The organism is Streptomyces sp. NPDC079167, assembly GCF_040686735.1.
Lineage (GTDB): Bacteria > Actinomycetota > Actinomycetes > Streptomycetales > Streptomycetaceae > Streptomyces.
Genome location: NZ_JBFBLO010000021.1, coordinates 19,794 through 46,033 on the forward strand (window position 1 = coordinate 19,794; position 26,240 = coordinate 46,033).

A 26,240-nucleotide genomic window follows, 5' to 3' on the forward strand; every position below is an offset into this window, starting at 1 on the left:
ATGGCATTCGGGGGAAGTACGAGGTAGGGCGGCCCGATCACGAGTGAACGGGCCGCCCTGGTGTTGACGAACGTCTGTGCTGAAGCGCCGTTTCGCGGCCTCGCGCTACTTGACGGCGCCCGCCATCACACCGGAGACGAACTGCCGCTGGAAGGCGAAGAACACCGCCAGCGGGATCACCATGGACACGAAGGCGCCGGGCGCCAGCACGTCGATGTTGTTGCCGAACTGCCGGACCTGCTGCTGGAGGGCCACGGTGATCGGCGGGGACTCCGAGTCCGCGAAGATCAGCGCGACCAGCATGTCGTTCCACACCCAGAGGAACTGGAAGATCCCGAGCGAGGCGATCGCGGGGCCGCCGAGCGGCATCACGACCCGGGTGAACAGCCGGATCTCGCCCGCGCCGTCCAGCCGCGCGGCCTCCAGCAGTTCGCGCGGGATCTCGGCGAAGAAGTTCCGCAGCAGGAAGATGGCGAACGGCAGGCCGAACGCCGTGTGGAACATGATCACGCCGAAGGTCGTCTCGAAGATCCCGATGGTGCCGAAGAGCTCGGAGACCGGGATCAGGGCGACCTGCACGGGGACCACCAGCAGCCCCACGACCACCAGGAACCACCAGTCGCGGCCGGGGAACTCCATCCAGGCGAAGGCGTATCCGGCGAGCGATCCGATGACGACCACCAGGAAGGTGGACGGGACGGTGATCATGACCGTGCTGAAGAGGGAGCCGGTGATCGTCGCGTTGTCCAGCAGGCGCTGGTAGTTGTCGAAGGTGAGCTCGGAGGGTGCGGTGAAGACCTTCCACCAGCCGCTCGCGGCGATGTCCTCGGGGCCACGCAGCGAGGAGAGCAGCAGCCCGATGGTCGGCATCAGCCAGAACAGGCCCACCAGGACGAGGAAGACCCGCATGACACCACCGCCCGCCCGGGCGGCGATCCGCGCGCCGAGGGACTGCTTGGCCTCTGTGGCCGACCCGGTCCGGGAGCCCTTCTTGGCTCGTACTGCCTCGGTCGTCGTCACCGGCGCCCCTCCTTCCGCATGCGGCGGATGTAGCTGTGTCTTCCCGGGGGGCGACCCCCGGACCCCCGGCAGGAGGCTGGTGTCGGGCAGGGCTGAGTCGTCACCGGCGCCCCTCCTTCCGCATGCGGCGGATGTTGAACAGCATCACCGGGATCACCAGCAGCAGCAGGAGTACGGCGATGGCGCTGCCGACCCCGAGGTCCGCGTCCGTGCCGAACGAGGAGCGGTACAGCTGGAGCGCCAGGACGTTCGCGTCGTCCTGGGAGGAGCCGGGCGCGATGATGAAGACCAGGTCGAAGATCTTCAGGACGTTGATCATCAAGGTGACCAGGACCACCGCGAGCACGGGCGCCAGCATCGGCACCGTGATCCGGCGGAACACCTGCCACTCGTTCGCGCCGTCCACCCGCGCCGCTTCGAGGAGTTCGCGTGGCAGCCCCGCCAGGCCGGCGGCGATCAGCACCATCGCGAATCCGGCCCACATCCACACGTAGCTGCCGATGATCCCCGGCGTCACGAGGGACGGCCCGAGCCAGTCCACACCGTTGTACGGCTCACGGAAGTTGTCCGCCGGCAGCCGGAGCAGGGACCCGTCCGCCGAGGCGGGCAGGGTGAACACCCCGTCCGCGCCGGCCGTCGCCGAGGCGACGACCTTGCCGTCCTTCACCGCCTCGACGGTGATGCCCTTGAGACCGAGCTCCTTCGGGTCGACGACGTTGGGTCTGCCGCCGCCGCCCTTGGTGAAGTCGAGCCACGCCGTCCCGGTGACGCCCTCACCCGACGCGGCGGCCGCCTTCGCGGGCACCGCGTCGCCCGGCATCTTCGCCGGGACCACGCCGACCAGCGGCAGGCTCACCGGCTCACCGGCACGCACCGGCTCCTTCGTGACGAAGGAACCGCCGCCCCCGGCCTTCAGCGGATGGACGGGCAGCGGATGCGCCTTCGGGAAGCCCGAGGACTGCGCGAAGGTGTCGTGGACCCCCACCGCCACGGCGTTGGCGACACCGCGTTCCGGGGCCTGCTCGTACACCAGGCGGAAGATGATGCCGGCGGCCAGCATGGAGATCGCCATCGGCATGAAGACGATCAGCTTGAACGCCGTGCCCCACCGGATCCGCTCGGTGAGCACCGCGAAGATCAGCCCCAGCACGGTGGCGACCGTCGGCGCGAACACGACCCAGACCGCGTTGTTCTTGACCGCCGTCCGGATGGTGTCGTCGGTGAACAGGGCCCTGTAGTTGTCCAGGCCCGCGAAGCCGGTGCCGGACTGGTCGAGGAACGAGCGGTAGACGGAGTACACGATCGGATAGACGACGAGGGAGCCGAGCAGCACCAGGGCCGGCAGCAGGAAGGCCGCCGCGACGGCCTTCCTGGTGCCGGTCACGCTTCCGCGCGGCCGCTTGCCCGAGCCCGTGTCAGGACGCTTGTCGGCGGGGGGCGCGCTGTCCGCGCCCCCCGCTGTCGCTGTGGTCATGCCGTCAGCTCGTGAACGCCTTGGCCGCGTCGGACTCCAGTTTCGCCTGGGTCCCCGCGATGTCCTTCGGGTTCTTCAGGAAGTCCTGGAGCGTCTTCCACTCACCCTTGCCGGGCGTCCCGCCGAACGACTGCGGGGCCTGGTCGGACATGTCGAACCGGACGTCGTCACCGGCGTCGATCAGCGCCTCGGCCATCGTGCGCTGCACGTCGTTCGGGTACGCGGCGGTGTCCAGCGACTTGTTGGGCGAGATGAACCCGCCCGCCTCGGCCCAGATCTTCGCCGAGTCCTTGGAGGCCAGCCAGGTCAGCAGCGCCTGGGCGCCCTTGCTGTCCTTGAGCGCCACGGCCGCGTCGCCGCCCGTCACCACCGGGGAGTCCGCGCCGACCGCCGGGAACGGGAACACCTTGGCGTCCGTGCCGATCTTCGCGTCGGTCTGCGCGATGTTGATGGAGACGAAGTCGCCCTCGAAGACCATCGCGCCCTTGGGCTGGTCACCGCCGGTGAACGTCTGGGTGACGGATGCCGGGAACTCGGTCTGCAGCGCGCCGTCGGCGCCGCCGGAGATCAGGCTCGGCTTGCCGAAGAGCTCGGCGAGCGTGGTCAGGGCGTCCTTGACGGACGGGTCCGTCCACTTGATCTCGTGCTTGGCCAACTGGTCGTACTTCTCCGGGCCGGCCTGCGAGAGGTAGACGTTCTCGAACCAGTCGGTGAGCGTCCAGCCGTCCGCGCCGCCGACCGAGACCGGGGTGACACCGGAGGCGGAGACCGTCTCGGCCGTGGCCAGGAAGTCCTTCCAGGTCTTCGGCTCGCTCGCGCCCGCGTTCTCGAACGCCTTGGCGTTGTACCAGATCAGCGACTTGTTGGCGGCCTTGAAGTAGACGCCGTACTGGGTGCCGTCGACCGCGCCGAGGTCCTGCCAGACCTTCGAGTAGTTCTGGCCGAGCTGGGCCCGTGCCTCGGCGCCGACCGGCTTGGCCCACTTCTTGGCCACGGCCTGCTGGATCGCGCCCACCTGCGGGATCATCGCGACGTCCGGGGGCTGGCCGCCCGCGATCTTCGTTCCGAGGAAGTTGACGATCGGGTCCTGTGCCGGGACGAAGGTGACCGTGGCACCCGTCCGCTTCTCGAACTCGTCGAGGACCTTGGTGAAGTTGGCCTGCTCGGGTCCGGTCCAGACCGCGGCGACCGATATCTTCTCGCCGTCCAGCTTCGGGAGGTTGACGCTCGACGGGCTGTCCTCGCTCTTGCTCGAACTCTTGCCCGAGCCCTTGCCCGTCTTGTCCTTGCCGTCGCCGTCCCCGCCGCATCCGGCGAGGGCCAGCGCCCCGATCGCGGTGAACACCATTGCGGCCCTACGCATTCGAAGGGTTCTGCGCATCCCTGCCCCGTCTCTCCTGCGCGCGCATGAGCACCGACCGGCACCAACGGTGGGACTCTGCGGTGCCGTTCACGTCTCACATCGTGCGGTTCACGTCGTCCGTGCGCACAGTCCTATGCCCGGCACCCCGGTGCCGCAATACCGCCGCCCGGGCCAACTACGTGATCGTGATGGGCTCGTGACGTCACGTCATGAGCGGGCCGGTGCCGGCCCGGGGCCGGGTGGCCCGTGGCCGGGGGCCGGCCGGGTCCTCCAGCACATAGTCGATGCCGCGCCGGAGAGCGGTCAGGGCGGCGTCCGGGGAGTGGTGGCCCGTCAGGACGTGGACCGTGAGGCCGTCGGCCAGGGCGAGGAGCGTCTGGGCCTCGTGGTCAGGGTCGAGGTGCGGGCGGATCTCCCCGGTGCTCTGGCCGTAGCGGAGGAGCCACGCGACGAGGTCGTGGAGCTTGGCGTAGGTGTCGCGCAGAACCGTGGCCAGTTTCCCGCCGGCGGGGGCTCGGGTGGCGAAGGCCAGCCAGACCCGGGCCTGCGTCGCCGATTCCTCGTCCAGCAGGGCGATCTCGGTCAGGGTGTGGGTCAGCAGGGTCGCCGCCGCCCGGGGTGCGGAGGCGGCGGCGATACGGGCGCCGGCGCGTTCGGTGACGTGGTGCGAGATGTGCTCCAGCGCGAAGAGCAGCATGTCCTCCTTGGTGCGGAAACACCTCTGCACGGCGCCCATGGACACCTCGGCCTGGGCGGCGACGTCGCGGAGACTGACGGCCTCCATGCCGGAGCGTGCGATCAGGGTGCAGACCGCCTCGGCGATCCGCCGGCGCCGCTCCTCGTAGTCGACCTGCTTGGGCACGATTCGCTCCTCCATGTTCTGATGCACTTGCATCGTATCCGATGGTGCCGCACGATGTGATGCGTTCGCATCGGAACGAATTTCGCACGCACAGGAGGGACAGCGCGTCATGGTGAAGCAGCGCAAGGATGTGGACGGCGACTCAGGTCGGGGGCTGCTGTGGCTGTTCGGTGCCGTCCTCGTCATCCAGGGTTTCGGCTCGGCGGTCACCGAGGCGGGGTGGGAGACGAGCTTCGGTGTCGCGGCCCTCCTCCGGGCGGCGGACCTGCCTGAGTGGTCCACCCTCGTGATCGGTTTCGCGGGCCTGGTCCTTTGGGGAGCGGCGGCGCGAGGCCACTACGGGAGGAAGCGTGCGGCCCGCCGTGCATGAGGGTCTCCCTGCCGGCCGCTCGTGGCCGGCAGGGAGACGGTGCTCACGGGATCAGCTCACGGAATCAGTGGAGGGAGCGGCTCCGCGTTCACCGAGCGGGCCGCCCTCTCCAGGGCGCTGGCCAGCAGGGCCAGGTCGGTGGGGCCGTTGCCGAGCTCGCGGACCGGCCGGCGGGTCGGCGGGTCCCCCATCCGCTCCCACTCCAGCGGTACGACCGTGGGGCGCAGGGTCGCCGTGCGCGGGATGCGGCCGGTGACCCGGCCGCCCTGGAACGGCGTCACCCGGCCGTCCGGATGCCCCAGCCGCCCCCGGCCGGGGGCGGCCTCGTCCGGGGACGGGGGGACGACGGGCGGGTCGAGCACGATGCGCAGCCGGGCCCCCCGGGCGAGCTCCGTGTCCTCGGTGCGGTCCGGGCGGGCGGAGGTGGCGACCAGGTGGACGCCGAGCCGCCCGCCGTCCCTGGCCACGGCCTCCAGGACCCGGACGACGGACCCGGCGGAGGGGCGGCCCGGACTGCCCAGCGCCGGTGCCACCAGGGCGTCGAAGTCGTCGGCGAGGACGACCAGCCGGGGGAGGGGGGAGGGCCCGGGGTCCGCCGGGCGGGCCGAGGCGGGCCGCAGCCGCAGCGTGCCGGTGGCGGGCGATTCCAGGTCACCGCGCTGTTCGCCGGAGTTGGCGGCGCGACGGCCGGTGAGCCCTTGCGACTCCTCGTACCGCGCGTGCCATTCGGTGAAGTCCAGCGTGCCGAGCAGTTCCGCCCGGCGCTTCAGCTCGCCGCCCAGCGCCTGGGCGAACTCCCGCATCCGTACGGGGTCGGAGGCCACCAGGTGCGTGAAGACGTGCGGGAGCTCCGTGCAGGGGCGCAGTCCCTCGCTCCGCTCCCCGCGCTCGCCGCCCGCCCCGTCGATGAGGAGGATGCCGAGCCGGTCGGGGCGGGCGGCGGAGGCCAGCGACGCGGCGGCGGCGCGCAGCAGCTCCGTACGCCCGCTGCCCGCGGGCCCCTCGATCAGCAGATGCGGTCCCTCGTCGGCCAGGTCGACGGAGAGCGGGCCCCTGGGGCCGGCGCCGAGGACGATCACGGGCCGTCCCGCGTAACCGGAGGACAGGGGCGCGGGGCCGGTCTCCGGGGAGCCGCTGTCGCGTCGCTGCGCGCCGATCCGGGGGGAGGCGCCGCTCCCGGCCGGGGTGTAGGCGGAGCGGCCCGAGCCCGAACGCGTCGGCCCGCTGCTCCGGAACGGGGTGTGCCCGGAGTCGGGGGACTCGCGCTGCGCGCCCACCCGTGGCCCGGTGCTCAGGGTGCGGCCCGAGTTCGTCGTGTCCAGGTCCGTGGAGCCCGGCGCGGGCGTACGCACCGTCGCGCCCGGCTGCTCCTCGGCCGTGGAGGCCCAGCGGGCCATCAGGGAGGCCGGGGTGGCCCTGGCGAGGCCCAGTTCGTCCAGCAGGCGCGCGGAGGGCGGCAGGGCCGCCGCTATCGGCCGGCCGGGGAGGGCGGCGGCGCCCTCGTCGCGCAGCGGGGCCAGGGCGCGCCCGAACCGCTCGGCCCAGGCCGCCGACACGGCGTCCACCGCGGCGACCGTGCCATGGCCGGCGGCCTGGCCGCCGGCTGTGCGCAGGAGCCGCAGCGCGGTCGCGACATCGCCGCTGAGCATGGCCACCGCACCGCATTCGCGGAAGGCGATCGAGGCCCGGCACGCGGTGTCGTAGGTCGCGGCGACCGGGGAGGTGGGGGAGGCGGCCGGGGTCTCCGCCAGGCAGATCAGATGGATTCCGGCGGCGGCTCCGGCGCCGGCCAGACCGGCGGTGGTCTCGCGCAGGGCCGCGGAGCCGGGATCGCCGTCCACGATCACCACGGTGCGGGGCCCGGTGTGGAGCCGGGCCGCCTCGGCCACGGAGGTCCGGTCGGCGCTGGCCCAGCCGGGTCCGAGCGGGCCCTCCTCCATGCGGCGCACCAGCTCGGCCGCGCGTGCGCCCGCCTGCTCACGGTCGTACGCGAGGAGGAGACGGCAGTCCTGGCCGTGCATGGGGCGCAGATGGGGCAGCCAGCCGAGCCAGGACCACTCGCGCCGGCGCTCCTCCAGGCTCCGGGTCCGGTCCGTGCTGATCAGCACGATCTCCAGGTCGAAGGGGGAGTGCAGCGCGGCGAGCTGCGCCACCGTCGAGCGGGCGAGGCCGGAGAGCCGGGCCCGGGGGCCCGCGAGCCCTAGGGAGCCGGCCTCGCGCAGACCGACCGTGACCGGCACGGCGGGCAGATCGGCCCGCTCCGTCGTCCCGAGCCGCACGACCAGGGCCTCGGGATGCGCGGTGTCGCGCTCCCACAGACGGGGACCGGGGCCGAGCGCCGTGAGGAGCACGGTCGCGGGGTCCGGCCAGGTCCCGGCGGGGGCTGAGGGGGAGTGCGGGGGTACGGAGGGGGCGTGCGGGGCGGACACGGGCTCGGGGCCGGCCGCCGGTGAGTCACCGGACGGTGTGCCGTGCGCCTGCTCGCCCTTGCCGCTCGTGAGCCGCCGGGCCCAGGCGCCTATGCCGCGCCTGGGGGCCTCCCCGGGGGCGAGAGCGGAGCCGCGGCCGTGGGTGACCTGCGCGGAGGGCTCGCCCTGGTGGGCGCCGTGGCCGGACGGGTCGTCGTCGTACACCGCGTGCCCGGTGGTGGGGGAGCCGTAGGCGTGGCTGTGTCCGCCGGCCGGGGCCGCGTCCGGCTCCCCGGACGCTCCCGGGGCGCCCGCGTCCGGGCGGGCCACCCGCAGATGGCCCTCGCCGTCCGGTGTCGTCGTCAGCGTGGGCGTGCGGTCGCCGGGGGTGAGCCGGAGCGTCGACTCACCGAGCCGCAGCAGGGCGCCCGGGACGAGCCGGACCGGGCGGTCGTGGATGTCCGTGCCGTCCAGCGAGGTGCCGTTGGTGGAACCCAGGTCGGCGACGGAGACGCGCCCGTCGTCCGCGACCGTGACCGCGCAGTGCAGCCGTGACACGTCGGGGTCGTCGAGGGGCACGTCCGCGTCGGCGGAGCGGCCGATGCGGATCTGCCCGCCGTGCAGCAGATGGACCCCGCCGGCGTCAGGGCCCGCGATCACGTGCAGCCGGGCCGGGACGGCGTCGTCGGCCGCCTCGTCCTCGCCCGGCACCTGGAGGGAGAGCACCGTGCCGTCCACCAGGGGTGGCTCGCCGAGTGCGCAGCGCTGCGGGTCGAGCCGGTCGCGCCCGGCGTACAGCACGGGTGCGCCGCCGCCCAGGGAGTTCTCCGGGCCGGACACCGCGGTGGCCAGGGCGGAGGCGACGGCCGCGAGAGCCGTCCCCGCGGGGGCGGTCACGAGCACGTCGCAGGCGCGCGCCGGGGTCTGGCCGCTGCGCGGCGCGAGGACGGTCAGCCGGATCTGCATCGCCGTCAGCGGTCCCTTCTGCGCGGGGTGCCCGGCAGGGGAAATGCCCTGTGATTCCCCCCACCCGGCACGGACGCGTCGTCCGGTACAGGTCGTCACGGAACGTGAGGCTCCCGACCCCATAGTTCTGTGCTGCAGGCATCCTCGCACCTGCCACTGACAACACGCCCGGGAGTGACCGCTTAGTGATCTTGAATGGCTGAGTGTGGGTGTAAAAGTGCCTGCTTGGTCCTGCCGGGGAGGTGCTGCACACTCGTTCGGCAACCAACTCTTCCGTGTGGGCGTCTTCCCCTGACACAGCGGCAACACGACCGGAGGACGACCGACCGGTGCCCCGTACGGCGGCATTAGAGTGGGCCGGAACATCCGGCGGGCCCCGGGGGACCGCGAGCACAACGATCAGCAGGGAGCGCGTGACGTGCGGCCAGTCGGCAGCAAGTACCTGCTCGAGGAGCCGCTCGGACGCGGCGCCACGGGCACCGTCTGGCGAGCCCGCCAGCGGGAGACCGCGGGCGCCGAGGCGGCCGTCGCCGGGCAGCCCGGCGAGACCGTCGCGATCAAGGTGCTCAAGGAGGAGCTCGCCAACGACGCGGATGTCGTCATGCGGTTCCTGCGCGAGCGCTCCGTGCTGCTGCGGCTCACCCACGAGAACATCGTGCGCACCAGGGACCTCGTCGTCGAGGGCGATCTCCTCGCCCTCGTGATGGACCTGGTCGACGGCCCCGACCTGCACCGGTACCTCCGGGAGAACGGCCCGCTCACCCCGGTCGCCGCCTCGCTGCTCACCGCCCAGATCGCGGACGCGCTGGCCGCGAGCCACGCCGACGGCGTCGTGCACCGCGACCTGAAGCCCGCCAACGTGCTGCTCGACGAGCGCGACGGCGGCATGAAGCCGATGCTCACGGACTTCGGCATCGCGCGCCTCGCGGACTCCCCGGGGCTGACCCGGACCCATGAGTTCGTCGGTACGCCCGCCTATGTGGCGCCCGAGTCCGCCGAGGGCCGCCCGCAGACCTCCGCCGTGGACATCTACGGCGCGGGCATCCTGCTGTACGAGCTGGTCACCGGCCGTCCCCCCTTCGCCGGCGGCACCGCGCTCGAGGTCCTGCACCGGCACCTCAGCGAGGAGCCCCAGCGCCCCGGCAACGTCCCGGAACCGCTGTGGACGGTCATCGAGCGCTGCCTGCGCAAGGACCCGGACCAGCGGCCCAGCGCCGTGAACCTCGCCCGGGCGCTGCGCACGGTCGGCGCCGGCATCGGCGTGCACGCGAACTCCGCGCAGATCGCGGCCGCCGAGGGCGTCGGCGCCCTGCTCGCCCCCGACCCCGCACCCGCCGCCGTCCCGGAGACCCCGGGCGCCGCCGACCCGACCCAGGTGCTGCCGAGCAACGCGGGCTCGTACGACCCGTCGGCCGCGACCAGCGTGATGCAGCAGACCCCGGGCGGGGGCGGCCAGGCGGACCCGACCGCGGTGCTGCCGCCCGTGCCGCCGCGCCCCGACGGTCCGCCCGGGCCCGACGAGCCGCACCCGTGGCAGTCCCAGCTCCGGGCCGCCCGGGACCGCAACGAGCAGACACAGGTCCAGTACCTCGACCCCAGCCAGGACCCGCTGCGCCGCCGGCCCCAGCGTCAGCAGCCGCCGCAGGACAGGCAGCCCCAGCGTCAGCAGCAGCCGCAGCGCGCCCAGCAGTACCCGCCGCAGCAGCAGCCCCAGCGCTACCAGCCGCAACCCCAGCAGCAGCGGCCCCCGCAGCCGCAGCGGCAGCAGTACGCGCCCCCGCAGCAGCCCCCGCCCCAGGCGCCGGCCCCGCGCCCGCCCCGGCAGCGCGGCGCCAACCCGATGCGCATCCCCGGCCTCGGCTGTCTCAAGGGGTGTCTGTTCTCGGTGGTGCTGCTGATCGTCGCCGCCTGGCTCATCTGGGAGCTGACCCCGCTCCAGGACTGGGTGGCCCAGGGCAAGAGCTTCTGGGACGCCATAGGGGACGGCATCAACAACGTCACCGACTGGTTCCAGGACCTCGGCGGGAACAGCTCCGGCGGCACGACCGGCCAGTAACACCCCTGCTCTGTGTCTTTGTCGACTTCTGCGGGCCCAATTCGCCCGCAGAAGTGAAGGTTGGCGCCATCCAGGGCACGCAGGACCCCGTTCGCCGCGTAACTTTGTCGACCGGGGGTCAACGCCAGCCGCTGAGGGAGCAGTCTTGGCACGGAATATCGGCAGCCGGTACACCGCCCACCAGATCCTGGGGCGCGGCAGCGCCGGCACGGTGTGGCTCGGTGAGGGGCCCGAGGGCCCGGTCGCCATCAAGTTGCTCCGCGAGGACCTCGCGTCCGACCAGGAGCTCGTGGGCCGCTTCGTGCAGGAGCGCACCGCCCTGCTCGGGCTCGGACATCCGCACGTCGTCGCCGTCCGCGACCTCGTGGTGGACGGAACCGACCTCGCGCTGGTGATGGATCTGGTGCGGGGCACCGATCTGCGCACGCGCCTGGACCGGGAGCGCCGCCTCGCGCCCGAGGCCGCCGCGTCGATCATCGCGGACGTCGCCGACGGTCTCGCCGCCGCGCACCGCGCCGGCGTGGTCCACCGCGACGTCAAGCCGGAGAACATCCTGCTCGACATGGAGGGACCGGCCGGCCCGGGCGGCGCGCACCCCGCGCTGCTCACCGACTTCGGTGTCGCCAAGCTCATCGACACCCCGCGCCGCACCAAGGCCACCAAGATCATCGGTACGCCGGACTACCTGGCCCCCGAGATCGTCGAGGGCCTCCCGCCGCGCGCCGCCGTGGACATCTACGCCCTCGCCACCGTGCTCTACGAGCTGCTCGCCGGCTTCACCCCCTTCGGCGGCGGCCACCCCGGGGCCGTCCTGCGCCGTCATGTGACCGAGACGGTCGTCCCGCTGCCGGGCATCCCCGAGGAGCTCTGGCAGCTCCTCGTCCAGTGCCTCGCCAAGGCCCCGGCGTCCCGGCTGCGCGCCTCCGAGCTCGCGACCCGGCTGCGCGAGCTGCTGCCGCTGCTGTCCGGGATACCCCCGCTCGACGTCGACGAGCCGGACAACGAGACCGAGCCGCAGGCATACGACGAACAGCAGTACACGCCGGCCCCCGAGGAGCCCCGCCGCCGCGGCGCGGTCCCGCTGGTGCCCGGCTCCTCCCCGGACTCCAACCGGGACACCCACACGAGCATGCGCGTGCCCGCGCCCGACGAGCTCTCCGGCGGTCCCCTCGGCACGGCCCGCGCGCCACGCGCCCCCGGCCGGCCGCGCCCCGGATCGGCCCGGAACAAGTCGGCGGCCGTCCGCAAGCGCAGGATCACCCTGGGTGTCGCCGCCGTCGCCGTGTGTGCGGCGATAGGGGTGGGCGGGTGGTTCGCCACGAGTGGCGACGACCCGGGCGCGGCCCCCGAGGACACGCGGAATTCAGCTCCCACGGCACCCTGAGAGCCGTCCGGGAGGGGCCGGGCTCCGGGGGAGGGACATGTTCACCCGTCCAGCCGTTACGCTGGACCCGTGGCAGTCGTCGATATTTCCGAAGAGCTGAAGTCCCTCTCCTCGACCATGGGGTCGATCGAGGCCGTCCTGGACCTGGATGCGCTGAAGGCCGACATCGCCGTGCTCGAGGAGCAGGCGGCGGCGCCGTCCCTCTGGGACGACCCGGAGGCGGCGCAGAAGATCACCAGCAAGCTTTCGCACCTCCAGGCCGAGGTCCGCAAGACCGAGGCCCTGCGCAGCCGCATCGACGACCTCGAGGTGCTCTTCGAGCTCGCCGAGGACGAGGGTGACGCCGACGCGCTCGCGGAGGCGGAGACCGAGCTGCAGTCCGTCCGCAAGGCCTTGGACGAGATGGAGGTCCGCACACTCCTCTCCGGCGAGTACGACGCGCGGGATGCCCTGGTCACCATCCGCGCCGAGGCCGGTGGCGTCGACGCCGCCGACTTCGCCGAGAAGCTCCAGCGCATGTATCTCCGCTGGGCCGAGCGGCACAACTACAAGACCGAGGTCTACGAGACGGCCTACGCCGAGGAGGCCGGCATCAAGTCGACCACCTTCGCGGTGGAGGTCCCGTACGCCTACGGCACGCTCTCCGTCGAGCAGGGCACCCACCGCCTCGTCCGGATCTCGCCGTTCGACAACCAGGGCCGCCGCCAGACGTCCTTCGCGGGTGTCGAGGTGCTGCCCGTGGTCGAGAAGACGGACCACGTCGAGATCGACGAGTCCGAGCTCCGCGTCGACGTGTACCGCTCCTCGGGCCCCGGTGGCCAGGGCGTCAACACCACGGACTCCGCGGTGCGCCTGACCCACCTGCCGACCGGCATCGTCGTCTCCTGTCAGAACGAGCGCTCGCAGATCCAGAACAAGGCGTCCGCGATGAACGTCCTCCAGGCGAAGCTCCTTGAGCGCCGCCGCCAGGAGGAGCAGGCGAAGATGAACGCGCTGAAGGGCGACGGCGGCAACTCCTGGGGCAACCAGATGCGTTCCTACGTCCTCCACCCGTACCAGATGGTCAAGGACCTGCGTACGGAGTTCGAGATGGGCAACCCGGAAGCGGTCTTCGGCGGCGAGATCGACGGCTTCATCGAGGCGGGCATCCGCTGGCGCAAGCAGAACGAGAAGTAGCAGCGGCCGTAAGGCCGTCGGGCCCGGACAGGTCTCCTGTCCGGGCCCTTCCTTGTGCTGACCCCGCCGGGAGCGCAGGGGAGTTGAGGGGAAGCTGTGGTGAATGAGTCACAGTCGTGATTCCGAATACCCGTCAAGTGCCCCCATAGTGGACCGTATGCGCCCGGAACGGCCTTGACGTAGTCCTTAACTCTGGACAGGGTGCTAGGGCAGCACGCGTATGTCTGGGACAGGTGTGAACGGGGGCGGGCGGGATGACCACGGTACGGCGTGGCCCTGCAGAGAGAGTGACCCCGCAGGGCCGTGGACCGCATAGGGCTGCTCCATCGACGAGATCAGCTACTGGGGGTAGCAACATATGACCAAGAAGACGCGAATCCGCGTCGCGCGGATAGCCGCAGGCGCGGTTATCGCCGCGGGTGCCTCGCTGACCGCAGCGGGCGCAGCGCAGGCCACGGGCCTTGTCGAGATCGGCAACGAGAACGCTGCCAGCGAGAACGAGGTCAGCGCAACGAGCGGTGACCTGCTCGGCGGCCTGCTCGGTGGCGTTGACGGCGGTACCGAGGGTGGCACCGACGGCGGTGCTGACGGCGGTACCGAGGGCGGCACCGATGGTGGTGCTGACGGCGGCACCGACGGTGGTGCCGACGGCGGCCTGCTCGGCGGCGTCGACGGCGGTGCCGATGGTGGTGCTGACGGTGGCGCTATCGGCGGTGGCGCTGATGGCGGTGCCGACGGTGGTGCTGACGGCGGTGCTATCGGCGGTGGTGCCGACGGTGGTACCGATGGTGGTGCTGACGGCGGTGCTATCGGCGGTGGCGCTGACGGCGGTGCCGACGGTGGTACCGATGGTGGTGCTGACGGCGGCGCAATCGGCGGTGGCGCTGACGGTGGCACCGATGGTGGTGCTGACGGCGGTGCCGATGGCGGTGCGACCGGCGGCAACACGGGCGGCAACTCCGGTGGCAACACGGGTGGCAACTCCGGTGGCAACACCGGCGGCGACACCGGTGGCGACACCGGTGCGCCCACGGCTGAGCCGTCGGACCCGTCCTACCCGGACGCCGGTGACAACACCGACACCGACAGCATCGGCAACCAGCCGGTCGAGCAGGGCAAGGGCAAGGACGAGCTCGCCGAGACCGGTGCGGCCGAGACCACGTTCCTGCTGATCGGTGCCGCGACGATGATCGCCGGTGGCATCGGCTTCCGCATCCTGCCGCGTCTGGCCGGCGGCGGTCGTACGGCCGCCTAGCAGCGGACGGCGTACACGCACGCACAGAGGGGCCCGGTCCGCGTTCGCGGGCCGGGTCCCTCTGCGTGGGGGGTGTGTGGGGGAGTGGACGGGCCGTCAGGCCGTGGTGTCCGCCGCCTCCCTGCTCTCCGCGGCGGCGGGTGACGGTGACGCCTCGGCCTTCGCGGACGCCGGCGTGGTCTCCGCCGAGGCGCTCTCCCTCTTCGCGGAGGAGAAGCTGACGGCGGCACAGAGGACCGCGATCGCACCGACGACGTACCAGTTGAGCCCCGGGATGTCGGCGGAGTGCGAGAGGTCGTAGAGCGCGCCGGCGGCGAGGGTGCCGACCATGTTGCCGAAGCTGCGGAAGAAGTGCATGGCGCCCATCGCCTGCGCGAGGCGGTCCGCCGGCATCCGGTTGGCGACCCAGAGGTCGAAGGACGGTGTGAACAGGATGTCGCCGAAGACCACGACCAGGCAGCCCACGACCACCCACACCGAGGTCTGCCCGGCGCCGAACAGGGCGTACGCCGCCGCCATCGCGAGGAACGCGACACCCATGACCTGACCGGGCCGCAGGCGCTTCGACATGTAGCGGAACGCCGGGTACTGGAGCACCAGGAGCGCCAGGCCGGTGATCCAGAACGGGGTGGAGACCGGCAGGTCGGCGGCGAACTCCTCCATGTGCAGCGGCATGCCGACCAGGAAGCTGATCGACAGGATCCAGAAGACGCTGGAGAGCAGGAAGTAGCTGCCGCCGCCGCCCAGTTGCAGGCCCTTGAGGATCGCCACGTTGACCAGCGGGGTGTCCTTGGCCGCCGGGCCGGCCTGTTCGCCCGCGTCGGCCGGGATGAACGAGGCCGCCGCCGCGCAGTAGCCGGCGAACAGGACGAACACCACCACGAACAGGACCGTCATCGAGGAGCCGAGGAACAGACCGCCGATCACGGCACCCGCGATGACACCGAGCTGGCAGGACATCTGGAACGAGGAGAAGGCCTTGGGCCGGTCCGCCTGCGGCAGCGTGCCGAGGATGTTCTTCAGCCCCGGGAAGGAGATCCCCGAGCCGAAACCGACGAAGAAGGCCAGCAGGCTGTAGAACGGCACCCCGTCCGCGAAGCCCATTCCGCCGAGCGCGACGGCCTCCACGGCGATGCCCGCGATGATGCTCGCGCGGGTCCCGAAGCGGGCCGCGACGCCCTCGTAGAAGAAGGTCGCGCTCAGCCGGCCCACGTACGTCAGGAACATCACGAACCCGGCCCAGAAGCCGCTGTACTCCACGCCGAGCGTCGAGATCAGATGCGGGAACCAGATGTAGTTGCCGATGTGGGCGAGCGCGATGCCGGAGTTGACGCCCAACAGCACCTTGCGGGTCTGCGGGCTCAGGACATGGCGTTCCTGGCTGCTCATGCGGTGACCTTTCCTCGGGTGGGGGTGGCGCGCAGGTCCTTGATGGCCGCCACGACCGCAGCACGGTCCACGGCCACGCCCCGCACGTACGTGGCCCGGGGAAGCTGCGACAGGGGCTGACCGGCCGCGGCCGGGTCGATCAGGTTGAACGTGGCCGGGCGGCCCTCCGCGATGAGGTCCGTGCCGGGCTCGCGCCCGGACAGTTCGTCGAAGAAGCCACGGGCCGTGGTCGTCGCCGTACGCAGCAGCGCCTCGCGCAGACCGGGCTTGCCCAGGTCGTCGCCGGCCAGCAGGTCCAGCTCGCCCTTGAGCGCGTCGCCGTGGAACGCGCCGGTGTTGCCGCAGTCGGTGCCGATCAGCAGCGCGCCGCGTTCCAGTGCCGCCAGGCTGTTGTCCCGCATGTTGACCAGTGCCGCGGTCCGGGTGTCCTGGACCTCGTACTGGATCCCGAACGGCTCCTCGATCTTCGAGACGTAGTCGAGGTTGGCGAGGTCCTGGGTCTCGCGGAACCCGGGCCGCTCGTACTCGCGCAGGAAGTCCTCGCGCTCCATGATCATGGGGCGCAGGCCGCTGAGCGTGGACACGAACCGGGCGCCTTCGAGCGCCTGCCAGTCCGCGGCCGAGAGCATGAGGTCCCGGACCGGGTGGGCGAAGATGCGGAAGCCGAAGGCGTAGGCCTGCATCACCTCGTCGCGGGTGTTGCAGTCGATGACCGTCTTCAGGCCCTGCTCGGCGGCGAGCCGGGGCACGTGCGCCAGGAGGTTGCCCGGGAGCCGGGAGAAACGCTTGGTGCTCTCCGGCTGTTCGGCGCCCTCGGTGTACATGACCTTCAGGAAGGTCGCGCCGCGTGCCTTGTTGGCCGCGAGCACCGTGGCCAGGTCCTCCTGGACGCTCAGCATGAAGACGGGGGCCGGGAATTCGACGCCGTGACCGTAGTGGCCGTCGATGTCCTTGGTCGCCGTGGCCGCGTAACCGCAGTGGGCGACCTCGGGCCAGGGGAGGGGTGACTCCTGTCTGCCCTTCTCCCAGCCCTCCTTGACCAGCGGGAAGCCGAACATGTCCACGACGTGCGTGACCCCGTGGTAGAGGTACTGCATCGCGGAGATGCGCGGGTCGTCGAGCGAGTCGTCGAAGTTGGCCGGGAGCGCCAGGTGGGCGTGGGCCTCGGTGAAGCCGGGCCACAGCTCCGGGGTCTCCGCGTCGTTCACGTCGCGTTCGGCGACGGCCCGGACGGAGGAGAAGTGACCGTCGTCGACGGTGACGTCGTACAGGGTGGCCGGATCGAGTTCCGGGATCGCGACGCGCATCAGCGGGCCACCTGGACCTTGATGGTGAAGTCGATGTCGTCGAGTGCGGCCCGGACGCGGCCCGTGGCCTCGTCGCGGTCCTTGCCGGTGTAGATGAGGTGGCCGAGCCAGTCGAAGTTGCTCTTGGAGAGCCGGGACACGGTGCGGCCGGGCTTGGCGTAGGCCAGCGCCTCCTCGAAGCCCGGGGTTCCCTTGAGCTTGTCGAAGCCGATGGAGACGAGCTCCCCGTCGACGGGCGAGCCGAACCAGTGGCCGCCCGCGATGACATCCCCCGGGACGGGCAGTTCGGGCGTCTCGCCGAGTGCCTGGCGGATGACCTCCAGGTAGGGGTTGACGCCGCTGGAGAGCTCCATCAGCTGCGGCACGATGCCACCGGTGAGCCGGCCGTTGACCTCGCAGAGGACGGGGCCGTCGGCTGCGAGGAAGTACTCGGCGTGGATGAAGCCGAAGTCGACACCGAGGCCCTTGAGCACCTGCTCGTTCATCGCGAACAGCTCGTCCTGCAGCGGGTGACCGCTGAAGTAGGTGAGACCCATCTCGATGAAGTACGGGAAGCCGCTCAGGTTGCGGTCGGTGATCCCCAGGTTGACGATCTCGCCGCCCTGCAGCACGCACGCCTCGACCGAGACGAGCTCGCCCTCGATGAACTCCTCGACGACGATCTCCGGGATGCGGGTGACGCCGCGGCCGTAGTCGTCCACCTTCGCGAGCTCGGCCAGGTAGTCGGTGAGCTCCTGGTCGTCGCGGAGGAGGAGCACGTGCAGGCTGGCGGTGCCGTCCGACGGCTTCACCACGCAGGGGAAGCCGATCTCGTGGACGGCCGCCGCCATGTCCTTCGGGTCGGAGACGGCGACGAAGCGCGGCTGGCGTACGTCGGTGTTCTCCAGCGTGAGGCGGGTGCGGTGCTTGTGGCGGGCGTTGAGGGCGCCCTCCACGCTCATCCCGGGCAGGCCGAGCGAGCGGGCCACCGAAGCGGCGTGGACCGTGTGGTACTCGCTGTAGGTCATGACACCGTGGACCGGCTTCTGCGCGTTGATCTCCTTGGCGAGCCGCTCCAGCTCGTCGATGGAGAAGGCCTCGGTGCTCTTGACGACGTCGCACTTGTCGTGCGCGAAGGCCGCCTCGGCCAGCGGCGAGGCGCCGAGGTAGAAGTCGGGATCGGCGGAGACGAAGGTGACGTCGTGGCCCAGCTCCAGGGCGTTGGCGATGCCGGCGATGCCGTTGGGGTTGCATTCGACCATGAGGATGTGCATGGGAAATCCTTAGTTTCGAAGGGGTATCGGAGAGTTGCGCGGTCTTCGGGGGCCTAGTGATCAGGCCCGCGCAGCTCGGCCACGGCGGAGAGGACGGCGGGCAGGTCGAGTCCGAGCCGGGCCATCACCTCGTGGTGGTCGCCGCCCTCGGCCGGCCAGGAGTGGCCCGCGTTCACACCCACGACCTCGCACCGGGGCAGCAGCAGCGCCAGCGCCTCGGCGACGCCGCCCTCGCGCCGGTGCTCCTCGACGACCACGAACCGGCTGTGCTTCCCGGCCAGTTCGGCGGCCGCCCGGGTCAGGTTGGCGTGGTCCAGGTACACGAGGTGGGCGTGAGCGAGCTCCGGGTGCCGTTCCCGTGCTTCCAGGGCGAGGCGGGTGCCCTCCTCGCCCACGGAGACCAGGCAGGGCTCGCCGCTCGTGCCGGTGGAGTCCCAGGCGACCGGCGGGAGTTCGCCGTCCTGGCCGGGCAGCGAGGTGTAGGCCGCGTTCCGTCCGGTGCGGATGTAGTGCGGCTTCCCCGACCGGGCCGCGGCGCGTACGACCGCCCGCATCTCGGCCTCGCCGTACGGCGCCGCGATGGTCACGCCGGGCACGCTGCGCAGGACGGCCAGGTCCTCCAGGCAGTGGTGCGTCGTGCCGAACCAGGCCCCGGAGACACCGGCGTACGGTGCGACGACGGTGACCCCAGCGTTCAGATAGCCCAGCGTCAGCTTGAGGCTCTCCGCCGCCCTGAGCGCCGCGAACGGCGCGAAGGTGGAGAGGAACGGACGGTAGCCGCCGACCGCCAGTCCGGCGGCCATGTCGACCATGGCGCCCTCGGCGATGCCCAGGTTGAAGAAACGGTCGGGGTGGGCCCGCTGGAACGGGTGGTTCTTGCCACCGAGGTCCGCCTCCAGACAGACCACCCACGGGTCCTCCGCGGCGATCCTGGTGAGCTCGTCGCGGTAGGCGTCACGGCCCGGGAGCGCCGCGCGGGGCTCCGTGATCGTCGCCGTCATCGGATCGCTCGCTTCCACTTGGCGGCGCGGGCCGCGTCGATGGTGACGTAGTGGGAGGCGGCCTTGCCCTCCACGGCGGGCACGCCCTTGCCCTTCACCGTGCCGGCGACGACCGCGAGGGGCCGGGTGGCGCCCGAACGGTCGCCGGACAGCACCTCGGTGAGGGCGGTGAGATCGTGCCCGTCCACCTCGGCCGTCTCGAATCCGAAGGCGGCGAAGCGCTCGGCGAGCCGCGGCAGGGGCGAGACGTCCGCGACCATGCCGTCGTTCTGGCCGCCGTTGCGGTCGACGACCAGCACGAAGTTGCCCAGCCGCTGGGCGGCCGCGACCTGGCAGGTCTCCCAGACGAGGCCTTCCTGCAGTTCGCCGTCGCCCGTCACGGCGATGCCGAGGCCCGGCTTCCCGCCGAGCCTGCGGGACATCGCCCAGCCGGCCGCGTACGGCACACCGTGTCCGAGGCTCCCGGTCGGGAACCGCACACCGGGGACCTTGGGCCCGGGATGGCCGGTGTACGGGTGCCCGGCCATGCCGTACAGCGGCGCCGGGTTCTCGGGCAGGATGCCGTTGACGTACAGCGCCGCGTACAGCCCCGCGGCGGCGTGGCCCTTGCTGAGGACCACCTCGGTGCCGTCCCCGGCCGAGGCCCGGTGCAGCGCCGCGATCAGGATGTCCAGCACGGACAGGCTGCCGCCGAGATGGCAGCCGCGCGGACTCGCCGCCATGTCGACGACGAGCCTGCGGGCCTCCAGCGCCCGCTCGGCCAGCAGGGTCTGCCCGGCGGCGAGGGCGCTGTCGGCAGGTTCCAGGACATCGGTCAGCACGGTCATCACCGGCTCCCTTCCGGCAGGGCGAACCAGCGGGCAACGGCGTCGGCCAGGAGCGACCGCGCGGTGCGGTACTCCTCGGCGCCGATGCGCTCCTCGTCGGTGTGGTCGAGCGCGGAGTCGCCGGGGCCGTACGCGACCATCGGCACCCCGCGCCAGGTGGTGGCGAGGGTGTTCATGTCGGAGGTGCCCTTCTTGACCACGAACCTCGGCCGGATGCCGGCCTGTCCGAAGGCGCGGGAGAAGACCTTCACCAGGGAGCTCGTGCGGCCCCCGCTGTGGCCGGGGGTGGCCCGCTCCACCGCGATCTCCAGGGCGTCGCCGCCGTGCGAGAGGGCGGCGGTACGCAGGGCGTCCAGGTCGGCGCCCGGCGGGACCCGGAAGTTGAGCACGCCGACGGCACGGTGCCGCTCCCGGCCGGTCTCGCAGCGGATGTCGATGACGGCGCTGAGGGCGTCCGGAGCCTGCTCCAGCACCGAGGCCCTGATGGACTCGACGGCGCGGATCAGTGTGTCGGGGGCGGAGACTGCGTCCATGCCGGCCGAGTGACCGCTGTCGACCCAGGCCGTGACCCGCAGCTTGAACAGGCCGTAGTAGCCGAGCGTCAGCTTGTCGCTGCCACTGGGCTCGCCGATGACGACGGCGTCGGCCGGATAGTGGTCGCGGGCGTGGAAGGCGCCTTTGGAGGAGGAGATCTCCTCCTCGACCGCGCCCACCACCCGCAGCCTGCCGTCGGCGGGGACCTCGGCGGTGGCCAGCACCTCCAGGAAGGCCGCCAGGCTGCCCTTGGCGTCCACGCTGCCGCGTCCGTGCAGTTCGCCCTCGCGCCACTCGGCGGGCCAGTGGTGCGGGACGGTGTCCAGATGGCCGAGCAGGAGCAGGCCCCGGTCCCCGGCGCCCTTGGTGGCCACCAGGTTCCCGGCGGCGTCGATCTTGGCGTCGATGCCCCGCTCGGTGCACCAGTCGACGAGGTAGGCGGCCAGTTCGTGCTCGTCCCCGGAGACCGAGGGCACCCCGACCGCACGGCCGAGCAGTGTCAGGTCCGTCTCCGGGGCGCTGCCGCGCCAGAAGCGGGTCCAGCCGGCCGGGTCGGCCAGTGTGTGCGGGCCGGTGATGGCGATGTCGGCGCTGCCGCCCTCCAGTGCCATCTCGGCGGCGCGCACCTTCTGCCGCATCCTGCCGCCCGCGTACCGGGCGGCTTCGCCCTGGTGCGCGTGGGGCAGCGTCGAGGCCGGGTCCGAGGGGTCGGTGAGCAGCCCCGCGGTGCCGGTGACCAGACGCAGGTGGTCGGCGCCCAGCGCGTTGGACAGGGCGGCGGCGAGCACGTCGGCGTCCACGTTCAGCGGGGCGCCGCCGTCCCGGTCACGTACCGGTGCGGAGAGGCACACCACGTCGTACGCCTCCAGCAGAGCCTTCAGCCGGGCGGTGTCCGCCTCGACCGGTACGCCTGCCCGGTGGTCGCGGACCACCCGGGTGCGGCCCTCGGGGCTCACCGTCTTCAGCGGCCGGTTGGCGCGGCCGGTGACCAGGCCGCCGCGTGCGGCGACCGCGGTGAACACGTCGAGACCGAGTGCGCGCAGACCGTCCTCGACGGCGGGCAGGGTGACCCGCTCGTAGGCGTCGACCAGGTGCGTCATCTCGGTGGGCGGGCAGTAGCGCACCGCGTCGCCGTTGGCGAGCCGCAGTTCGGGCATCGGCCGGCCGAGGGCGGCGTAGTGCTGCTCGATGCCGACTGCGCCCCCCGCGACCAGCAGCAGACGGGCGCCGCGGGCGACGAGTGCGGCCAGTTCGGTGTGGATGGTGCCGCGGTCGAGGGTGGCGCTGCCGACCTTGACCACGTACAGGGGGCGGGTCACGGCGCCACCGCCGCGCAGCTGAGACCGGTCCACTCGGTGTAGCCGAGGGCCAGGTTCATCGCCTGGACGGCCTGGCCGGCCGCGCCCTTGATGAGATTGTCGATGGCGGAGATGGACACGCACTGGTTCCCCTCGACGGAGACCGCGACCTCGGCGATGTTCGAGCCGACGACGGCCTTGAGCATCGGGAAGTCCTGCGGGGCCTTCGGCGACGGCCGTACCCGTACGAACGCCTTGCCGGTGTAGGCCTTGGCGTAGGCGCGCTTGACGTCGAGCGGGCTGACGCCGTCCTTGAGCCGGCTGTACGCCGAGATCAGGATGCCGCGCGGCACGTCCAGGCTGTGCGTGGAGAAGCGCAGCTCGGGTGCCGTACCGGTGAAGTGCTTCAACGCCTGGGTGATCTCCGGCAGATGACGGTGCCCGTGCAGCTTGTGGACCCGGAAGTTGCCGGAGCGCTCCGCCGGCTGCTCGGAGCCGCCGCGGCCGCCGCCGGTGGAGCCGGTCTTCGCGTCGACCACCACGTCCTGTTCGGCGAGGCCCTGGGCGAAGAGGGGGTACAGCGCGTAGACCGTCGCGACGGCCATGCAGCCGGGCAGGTTGATGAACCTGCCCTCCGGCAGGGACTCCGACAGGTCCGGTACGAAGTAGTCGAAGGCGTCGGCCGGCGGATGGGCCACCGAGGCCGGGTAGTGCTTCGCCAGCTCCTGCGGGTTGTCCAGCCGGAAGTCCCCGGCCAGGTTGAGCACGTACTTCGCGCGGTCAGCGATCTGCGGGAGCCGCTCGGGCAGCGCGCCGGTGGGCAGGCAGGTGATCGCCACGTCCACCTCGCCCAGCTGGGCCAGCGGGCGCAGCTTGATGCCGGCGAGCCGCGGATGGTTGCGCAGCCACGGGTGGACGGTGCCCACCTGCTTGCCCGCGCCGCGCTCGGCGGACAGGAACGCGAGTTCCACATGGGGGTGGTTGAGGAGCAGCCGGATGACTTCGCCGCCGGTGTAGCCGCTCGCGCCGATGACGGCGACGCGGATCTTCCCGTCGGAGAACGTGCTCTGGAAGGTCGTCTGCTCAGCCAAGGCGGGCCGCCTTCTCATAGGGGCGGCGGTAGTCGCCGGCCTCGACGAGCTTGCGGATGGCGTCCGGGCGCCGGGCGACCTTGGTGAAGGCGTCCGCGTAGCGCAGCGCCCGCTCGTACTCGACCGGTGAGCGCAGCTCGCGGCAGAGGACCAGGGTCGAGTCGAGCATGGCGAGGGTCGCCGGGAAGTCCTCGGGCCGGTGGTCGCGTACGGCACCGGGGTTGAGGGTGAACGGGTAGCCGTTGCCGAAGCCCGCACGGTGCACGAACGGCAGGTGGCAGGGGATCGGGGTGTTCTGCCACTCGCGGGCCGGTACGCCCTCGGCGACGAGCAGTTCGTGCACCGCCTCCTTGACCGCCCACACCGGGAGGTCGTCGAGACCGACGGCCTCGGGCACCAGGGTGATCCGGTACATGTTGTAGGCGTGGACATGGCCCTCGGGGACGTACGGCGCCCGGAAGAACCCGGTGGCGTCGATGGTCTCCGCGATCAGGCGCGCGTTACGGGCCCGTACCTCGTCGTAGTAGGGCAGGCGCTCCAGCTGGCTGTGGCCGAACGCCGCGGCGACCCACGACATCTCGTAGTCGATGCCGTTGCGCAGGGTGTAGTCGGACGCGCGCCGGTGGGCCTCCTCGGTGGCGAAGAAGGCGATGCCGCCCTCGCCGCCGAGCGGGAAGTTCTTGTCGGCCATCAGGCTCTGGCCGGCGGCGTCGCCGAAGGAACCGGCGATACGGCCGCCGATGCGGGCCGAGTGGGCGTGCGAGGCGTCCTCGACGAGCGCGATGCCGTGCTTGTCCGCGAGGGCGCGCAGCGCGGGCACGTCGGCCGGCAGGCCGTGCACGTGTACGGGCATGATGGCGCGGGTCCGGTCCGTGACCGCAGCCGCCGCTGCCGCGGGGTCCATGCAGTAGGTCCGCGGGTCGATGTCGACGAACACCGGGACGGCGTGGGCGGCGACGACGGCCTGCGCGGTGGCGATGAAGGTGAACGCCGGGACGATGACCTCGTCGCCGGGTTGCACGCCGGCGCCCACGAGGGCCAGGTGCAGGCTGGAGGTGCCGCTCGCGGTGGGCAGCGCGTACTCGGCGCCCACATAGGCGCGGTAGGCCTCGGCGAAGTCGGCGACGACCTTCTCGGGCGCTCTCCGCTGGGAGAGCATCAGGTTGAAGACGTCCTCCTTGGTGATGACCGGGAAGAGCGTGCGGCGCAGCTCCTTGGGGATCAGCGCCTCGCCGCCGAGGGCGGCCAGCTCCGAGGTCAGTTCCTCCGCGGAGGGCAGCGGAAGCGGGGCGGAGGGAAAGTCGGTGATCATGACGGGGCTCCGGTGGTGAGGGGACGCACGGCCTGTGTGAGGGCCATGCGGGCGCAGGCCGCTACGAGCGGGCTCAGCCGGTAGTTGAACTGCACGCCGGGGATCAGGTCCGCCTCGGACTCCTCCTGCGTCCACATCGTGCGCAGGTCGTAGGCGCCGAAGATCTTGAGCCGCTCGGCGCGTGCCCAGACGGTGCGGTCGTCGGTCAGTACGGCGGCGGCTGGGCCGAAGCCGAGACCGGTGAGGTCGACGACCAGGGCCGGCGCCCGCAGGGCGCGAGCCTGCTCGTCGAGCAGATGGGCCCGGTCCGCGTCCAGCGAGATGTGCTCGAACGCGGCCGGCCCCGGCTCCTGCGCCACGCCGACGCCGAGCCAGTGCAGGAACGCGGCGTCCTTGGGGGACAGGTCGGGCACGCTGACGGTGTCTCCGTGCCCGATGCCCTGACCGGCGAGCGCCGCGTGCACGGCCGCGCTGCGGCTGTTGACGAGCACGGCGTGGGCGCGCCCGGTCCGCTTGGTCAGCAGGCGTTCCAGGCCGGGCAGTTCGCGATCGCTCTTCTCGATGCTCATGACCACACCGGAGGTCATCACCCGGGTGAGCACGGTGGCTGTGTCGAACAGTTCCATGAGATCTGTCTTCCTTCGTGTCACGCGGCCGCGGGGAGCGTGGTGTCGCTGCACAGTTCCGCGATGTACGCGGCCAGATGGCCTGCCACGTTCACGCCGTGTACGGCGGACGAACGGGCGAAGTCGGGATTCGCGTTCACCTCGAGGACCAGGAGCTCGCCGGTGGAGAGGTCCTCGATGAGATCGATTCCGTAGAAACCCTCGCCCAGTGCGTCGACGACCTGCGCACAGAGCTTCTCGATCGGGCCGGTGATCTCCAGTCGTTCGATCCGGGCGCCCAGGTGCGTGTTGGTGCGCCAGTTGTCCGAGACCCGCTGGATGGCGACCACGGGGGTGCGCCCCACCACCACGACCCGGAGGTCGTGGCCGGGCTTGTCGACGTACTGCTGCACCAGGACGGGGAACAGCTTGCCGCCGGCGTCCGCCGACTCGCGTCCGCCGACCCACGCCTCGAGGCAGTCCGTGTCGGTCACCTTGGTGACTCCGCGCCCCCAGGAACCGCTGACGGGCTTGATGACGGCCGGCAGGCCGAGCTCCGTCACGGTCGTGCGCACCTGGTCGTAGCTGAAGGTGTGGCGGGAGACCGGGTGCGGAATGCCGTGCCGGGCGAACAGCAGGGCCTGCAGGCCCTTGTCGTTGCAGGTCTCGATGGTGGCGGCGCGGTTGAGGGCCGTCACGCCGGTGAATTCGAGTCGGCGGGCGACCCCGACCGCCTCGCGGTGGGACAGGTTGCGGATCACCGCGAAGGCGGGCGGGGGACTCACCCCCGACACCACCTCGGCGAGGTCCTCCGCCAGCAGCGGCCGGACGTTCAGTCCCTCTTCGCGCAGTGCGTTGAGGAGGAGCTTCTCGTCCGGCCGCAGCATGGTGACCGAGAGCAGTACCTCGGGGGCGTCGATCACTCGCCCCAGTCCTCTTCGACCTCGGGGGCCAGGGCGACGCGTACGACGGCGTCGTCCTTCTCGACGATCTCGTGCTCCTGCCCGCAGGCGCCGCACGCGGTTATCTCGCCCCGCTCCCAGTCGTCCTGGATGTCGAAGTCCGTGTCGCATACGAGGCACTGCGGTACGGAAATGGTTGCAGGCATTGCGGTCCTCTCGTCTCGTCGGGCACCGGGCCGGTGACCGCAACGAACATCCCGTGCCCGTGACGAGGCGGCAAAGGGCGAAAAGGAATTCCGTCAACTGCCCCGGAATAAGTCACCTGTGCGCCGTGGGACTGACGGAGAACGGCGGACCTGACGGACGGAAGGAGGACTTGACGGAGAG

Annotated in this window: 21 protein-coding genes; 5 read left to right on the forward strand and 16 right to left on the reverse strand. The window is 71.8% G+C overall.

Translation table 11 applies throughout. The features are described 5' to 3' along the window. Nucleotides 1-105: 105 nt before the first annotated feature. The 4 genes from AB0P41_RS31130 to AB0P41_RS31145 form a co-directional block, all read right to left on the reverse strand. Entirely contained in the window at nt 106-1,020 is a 915-nt protein-coding gene (locus tag AB0P41_RS31130; RefSeq protein WP_365935486.1) for a carbohydrate ABC transporter permease, read from the reverse strand. Nucleotides 1,021-1,120: 100 nt separating this feature from the next. Continuing rightward, nucleotides 1,121-2,494, reverse strand: a complete 1,374-nt coding sequence (locus AB0P41_RS31135; RefSeq protein WP_365935488.1) for a sugar ABC transporter permease — start codon at nt 2,492-2,494, stop codon at nt 1,121-1,123. A 4-nt stretch (nt 2,495-2,498) separates the two neighbouring features. After that, nucleotides 2,499-3,875, reverse strand: a complete 1,377-nt coding sequence (locus tag AB0P41_RS31140) for an extracellular solute-binding protein (RefSeq protein WP_365935490.1) — start codon at nt 3,873-3,875, stop codon at nt 2,499-2,501. A 184-nt stretch (nt 3,876-4,059) separates the two neighbouring features. Beyond that, nucleotides 4,060-4,719, reverse strand: a complete 660-nt coding sequence (locus AB0P41_RS31145) for a TetR family transcriptional regulator C-terminal domain-containing protein (protein ID WP_365935492.1) — start codon at nt 4,717-4,719, stop codon at nt 4,060-4,062. A 109-nt stretch (nt 4,720-4,828) separates the two neighbouring features. Here AB0P41_RS31145 and AB0P41_RS31150 point away from each other — a divergent pair, with 109 nt between their 5' ends. Further along, nucleotides 4,829-5,089, forward strand: a complete 261-nt coding sequence (locus AB0P41_RS31150; protein WP_356708738.1) for a hypothetical protein — start codon at nt 4,829-4,831, stop codon at nt 5,087-5,089. 56 nt (nt 5,090-5,145) lie between these two features. Here AB0P41_RS31150 and AB0P41_RS31155 read toward each other — a convergent pair whose 3' ends face one another. After that, nucleotides 5,146-8,463: an FHA domain-containing protein gene (locus tag AB0P41_RS31155; protein ID WP_365935494.1), complete on the reverse strand. Its 3,318-nt coding sequence runs from the start codon at nt 8,461-8,463 to the stop codon at nt 5,146-5,148. Between the two features lie 418 nt (nt 8,464-8,881). Here AB0P41_RS31155 and AB0P41_RS31160 point away from each other — a divergent pair, with 418 nt between their 5' ends. The 4 genes from AB0P41_RS31160 (at nt 8,882) to AB0P41_RS31175 (ending at nt 14,334) form a co-directional block, all read left to right on the forward strand. Beyond that, the gene (locus AB0P41_RS31160) at nt 8,882-10,519 is read left to right on the forward strand and encodes a serine/threonine-protein kinase (RefSeq protein WP_356708734.1); all 1,638 of its coding nucleotides are present in this window, start codon (nt 8,882-8,884) and stop codon (nt 10,517-10,519) included. A gap of 145 nt (nt 10,520-10,664) precedes the next feature. Continuing rightward, on the forward strand, nt 10,665-11,903 hold the full coding sequence (locus AB0P41_RS31165) for a serine/threonine-protein kinase (protein WP_356708732.1): 1,239 nt from the start codon (nt 10,665-10,667) through the stop codon (nt 11,901-11,903). Nucleotides 11,904-11,972: 69 nt separating this feature from the next. After that, entirely contained in the window at nt 11,973-13,079 is a 1,107-nt protein-coding gene (prfB, locus tag AB0P41_RS31170; RefSeq protein ID WP_356708730.1) for a peptide chain release factor 2, read from the forward strand. A 358-nt stretch (nt 13,080-13,437) separates the two neighbouring features. Next, on the forward strand, nt 13,438-14,334 hold the full coding sequence (locus AB0P41_RS31175; protein ID WP_365935497.1) for an LPXTG cell wall anchor domain-containing protein: 897 nt from the start codon (nt 13,438-13,440) through the stop codon (nt 14,332-14,334). Between the two features lie 96 nt (nt 14,335-14,430). Here the strand turns inward: AB0P41_RS31175 and AB0P41_RS31180 are convergent, their stop codons facing one another. Genes AB0P41_RS31180 through AB0P41_RS31230 form a run of 11 tightly spaced genes read right to left on the reverse strand, consistent with a single transcriptional unit; the run spans nt 14,431 to nt 26,059 of the window. After that, nucleotides 14,431-15,723 (reverse strand): MFS transporter, encoded by a 1,293-nt coding sequence (locus AB0P41_RS31180; protein WP_365935498.1) that lies wholly within the window; start codon nt 15,721-15,723, stop codon nt 14,431-14,433. Further along, nucleotides 15,720-17,030, reverse strand: a complete 1,311-nt coding sequence (locus AB0P41_RS31185; RefSeq protein WP_356708725.1) for a hydrolase — start codon at nt 17,028-17,030, stop codon at nt 15,720-15,722. The genes AB0P41_RS31180 and AB0P41_RS31185 overlap by 4 nt, the downstream gene beginning before the upstream one ends. Further along, a complete protein-coding gene (locus AB0P41_RS31190; protein WP_356708723.1) occupies nt 17,030-18,283 on the reverse strand; it encodes an ATP-grasp domain-containing protein in 1,254 nt (417 codons plus the stop codon). The genes AB0P41_RS31185 and AB0P41_RS31190 overlap by 1 nt, the downstream gene beginning before the upstream one ends. A 53-nt stretch (nt 18,284-18,336) precedes the next feature. Continuing rightward, on the reverse strand, nt 18,337-19,284 hold the full coding sequence (locus AB0P41_RS31195) for a transketolase (RefSeq protein WP_365935501.1): 948 nt from the start codon (nt 19,282-19,284) through the stop codon (nt 18,337-18,339). After that, nucleotides 19,281-20,111, reverse strand: coding sequence for a thiamine pyrophosphate-dependent enzyme (locus AB0P41_RS31200; RefSeq protein WP_356708719.1), 831 nt, complete (start codon nt 20,109-20,111; stop codon nt 19,281-19,283). Before AB0P41_RS31200 ends, AB0P41_RS31195 begins: the two co-directional genes overlap by 4 nt. Further along, complete coding sequence (locus AB0P41_RS31205; RefSeq protein WP_356708717.1) at nt 20,111-21,964, reverse strand: M20/M25/M40 family metallo-hydrolase; 1,854 nt, start codon at nt 21,962-21,964, stop codon at nt 20,111-20,113. The genes AB0P41_RS31200 and AB0P41_RS31205 overlap by 1 nt, the downstream gene beginning before the upstream one ends. Next, the gene (gene argC, locus AB0P41_RS31210; protein ID WP_356708716.1) at nt 21,961-23,034 is read right to left on the reverse strand and encodes an N-acetyl-gamma-glutamyl-phosphate reductase; all 1,074 of its coding nucleotides are present in this window, start codon (nt 23,032-23,034) and stop codon (nt 21,961-21,963) included. Before argC ends, AB0P41_RS31205 begins: the two co-directional genes overlap by 4 nt. Beyond that, the gene (locus AB0P41_RS31215) at nt 23,027-24,346 is read right to left on the reverse strand and encodes an aminotransferase class I/II-fold pyridoxal phosphate-dependent enzyme (protein ID WP_365935504.1); all 1,320 of its coding nucleotides are present in this window, start codon (nt 24,344-24,346) and stop codon (nt 23,027-23,029) included. Before AB0P41_RS31215 ends, argC begins: the two co-directional genes overlap by 8 nt. Further along, on the reverse strand, nt 24,343-24,972 hold the full coding sequence (locus AB0P41_RS31220) for a DegT/DnrJ/EryC1/StrS family aminotransferase (protein ID WP_356708714.1): 630 nt from the start codon (nt 24,970-24,972) through the stop codon (nt 24,343-24,345). The genes AB0P41_RS31215 and AB0P41_RS31220 overlap by 4 nt, the downstream gene beginning before the upstream one ends. A 20-nt stretch (nt 24,973-24,992) precedes the next feature. Further along, on the reverse strand, nt 24,993-25,874 hold the full coding sequence (locus tag AB0P41_RS31225) for a RimK family alpha-L-glutamate ligase (protein WP_356708713.1): 882 nt from the start codon (nt 25,872-25,874) through the stop codon (nt 24,993-24,995). Then, complete coding sequence (locus AB0P41_RS31230) at nt 25,871-26,059, reverse strand: lysine biosynthesis protein LysW (protein ID WP_356708712.1); 189 nt, start codon at nt 26,057-26,059, stop codon at nt 25,871-25,873. The genes AB0P41_RS31225 and AB0P41_RS31230 overlap by 4 nt, the downstream gene beginning before the upstream one ends. Nucleotides 26,060-26,240 lie beyond the last annotated feature (181 nt).

Excerpts from the sequence above, each read along its gene's own strand:
- AB0P41_RS31135 (WP_365935488.1), bottom strand. The coding sequence starts at position 2,494 with ATGACCACAGCGACAGCGGGGGGCGCGGACAGCGCGCCCCCCGCCGAC.
- AB0P41_RS31140 (WP_365935490.1), bottom strand. The coding sequence starts at position 3,875 with ATGCGCAGAACCCTTCGAATGCGTAGGGCCGCAATGGTGTTCACCGCG.
- AB0P41_RS31150 (WP_356708738.1), top strand. The coding sequence starts at position 4,829 with ATGGTGAAGCAGCGCAAGGATGTGGACGGCGACTCAGGTCGGGGGCTG.
- AB0P41_RS31155 (WP_365935494.1), bottom strand. The coding sequence starts at position 8,463 with ATGCAGATCCGGCTGACCGTCCTCGCGCCGCGCAGCGGCCAGACCCCG.
- AB0P41_RS31175 (WP_365935497.1), top strand. The coding sequence starts at position 13,438 with ATGACCAAGAAGACGCGAATCCGCGTCGCGCGGATAGCCGCAGGCGCG.
- AB0P41_RS31180 (WP_365935498.1), bottom strand. The coding sequence starts at position 15,723 with ATGAGCAGCCAGGAACGCCATGTCCTGAGCCCGCAGACCCGCAAGGTG.
- AB0P41_RS31185 (WP_356708725.1), bottom strand. The coding sequence starts at position 17,030 with ATGCGCGTCGCGATCCCGGAACTCGATCCGGCCACCCTGTACGACGTC.
- AB0P41_RS31190 (WP_356708723.1), bottom strand. The coding sequence starts at position 18,283 with ATGCACATCCTCATGGTCGAATGCAACCCCAACGGCATCGCCGGCATC.
- AB0P41_RS31195 (WP_365935501.1), bottom strand. The coding sequence starts at position 19,284 with ATGACGGCGACGATCACGGAGCCCCGCGCGGCGCTCCCGGGCCGTGAC.
- AB0P41_RS31200 (WP_356708719.1), bottom strand. The coding sequence starts at position 20,111 with ATGACCGTGCTGACCGATGTCCTGGAACCTGCCGACAGCGCCCTCGCC.
- AB0P41_RS31215 (WP_365935504.1), bottom strand. The coding sequence starts at position 24,346 with ATGATCACCGACTTTCCCTCCGCCCCGCTTCCGCTGCCCTCCGCGGAG.
- AB0P41_RS31220 (WP_356708714.1), bottom strand. The coding sequence starts at position 24,972 with ATGGAACTGTTCGACACAGCCACCGTGCTCACCCGGGTGATGACCTCC.
- AB0P41_RS31230 (WP_356708712.1), bottom strand. The coding sequence starts at position 26,059 with ATGCCTGCAACCATTTCCGTACCGCAGTGCCTCGTATGCGACACGGAC.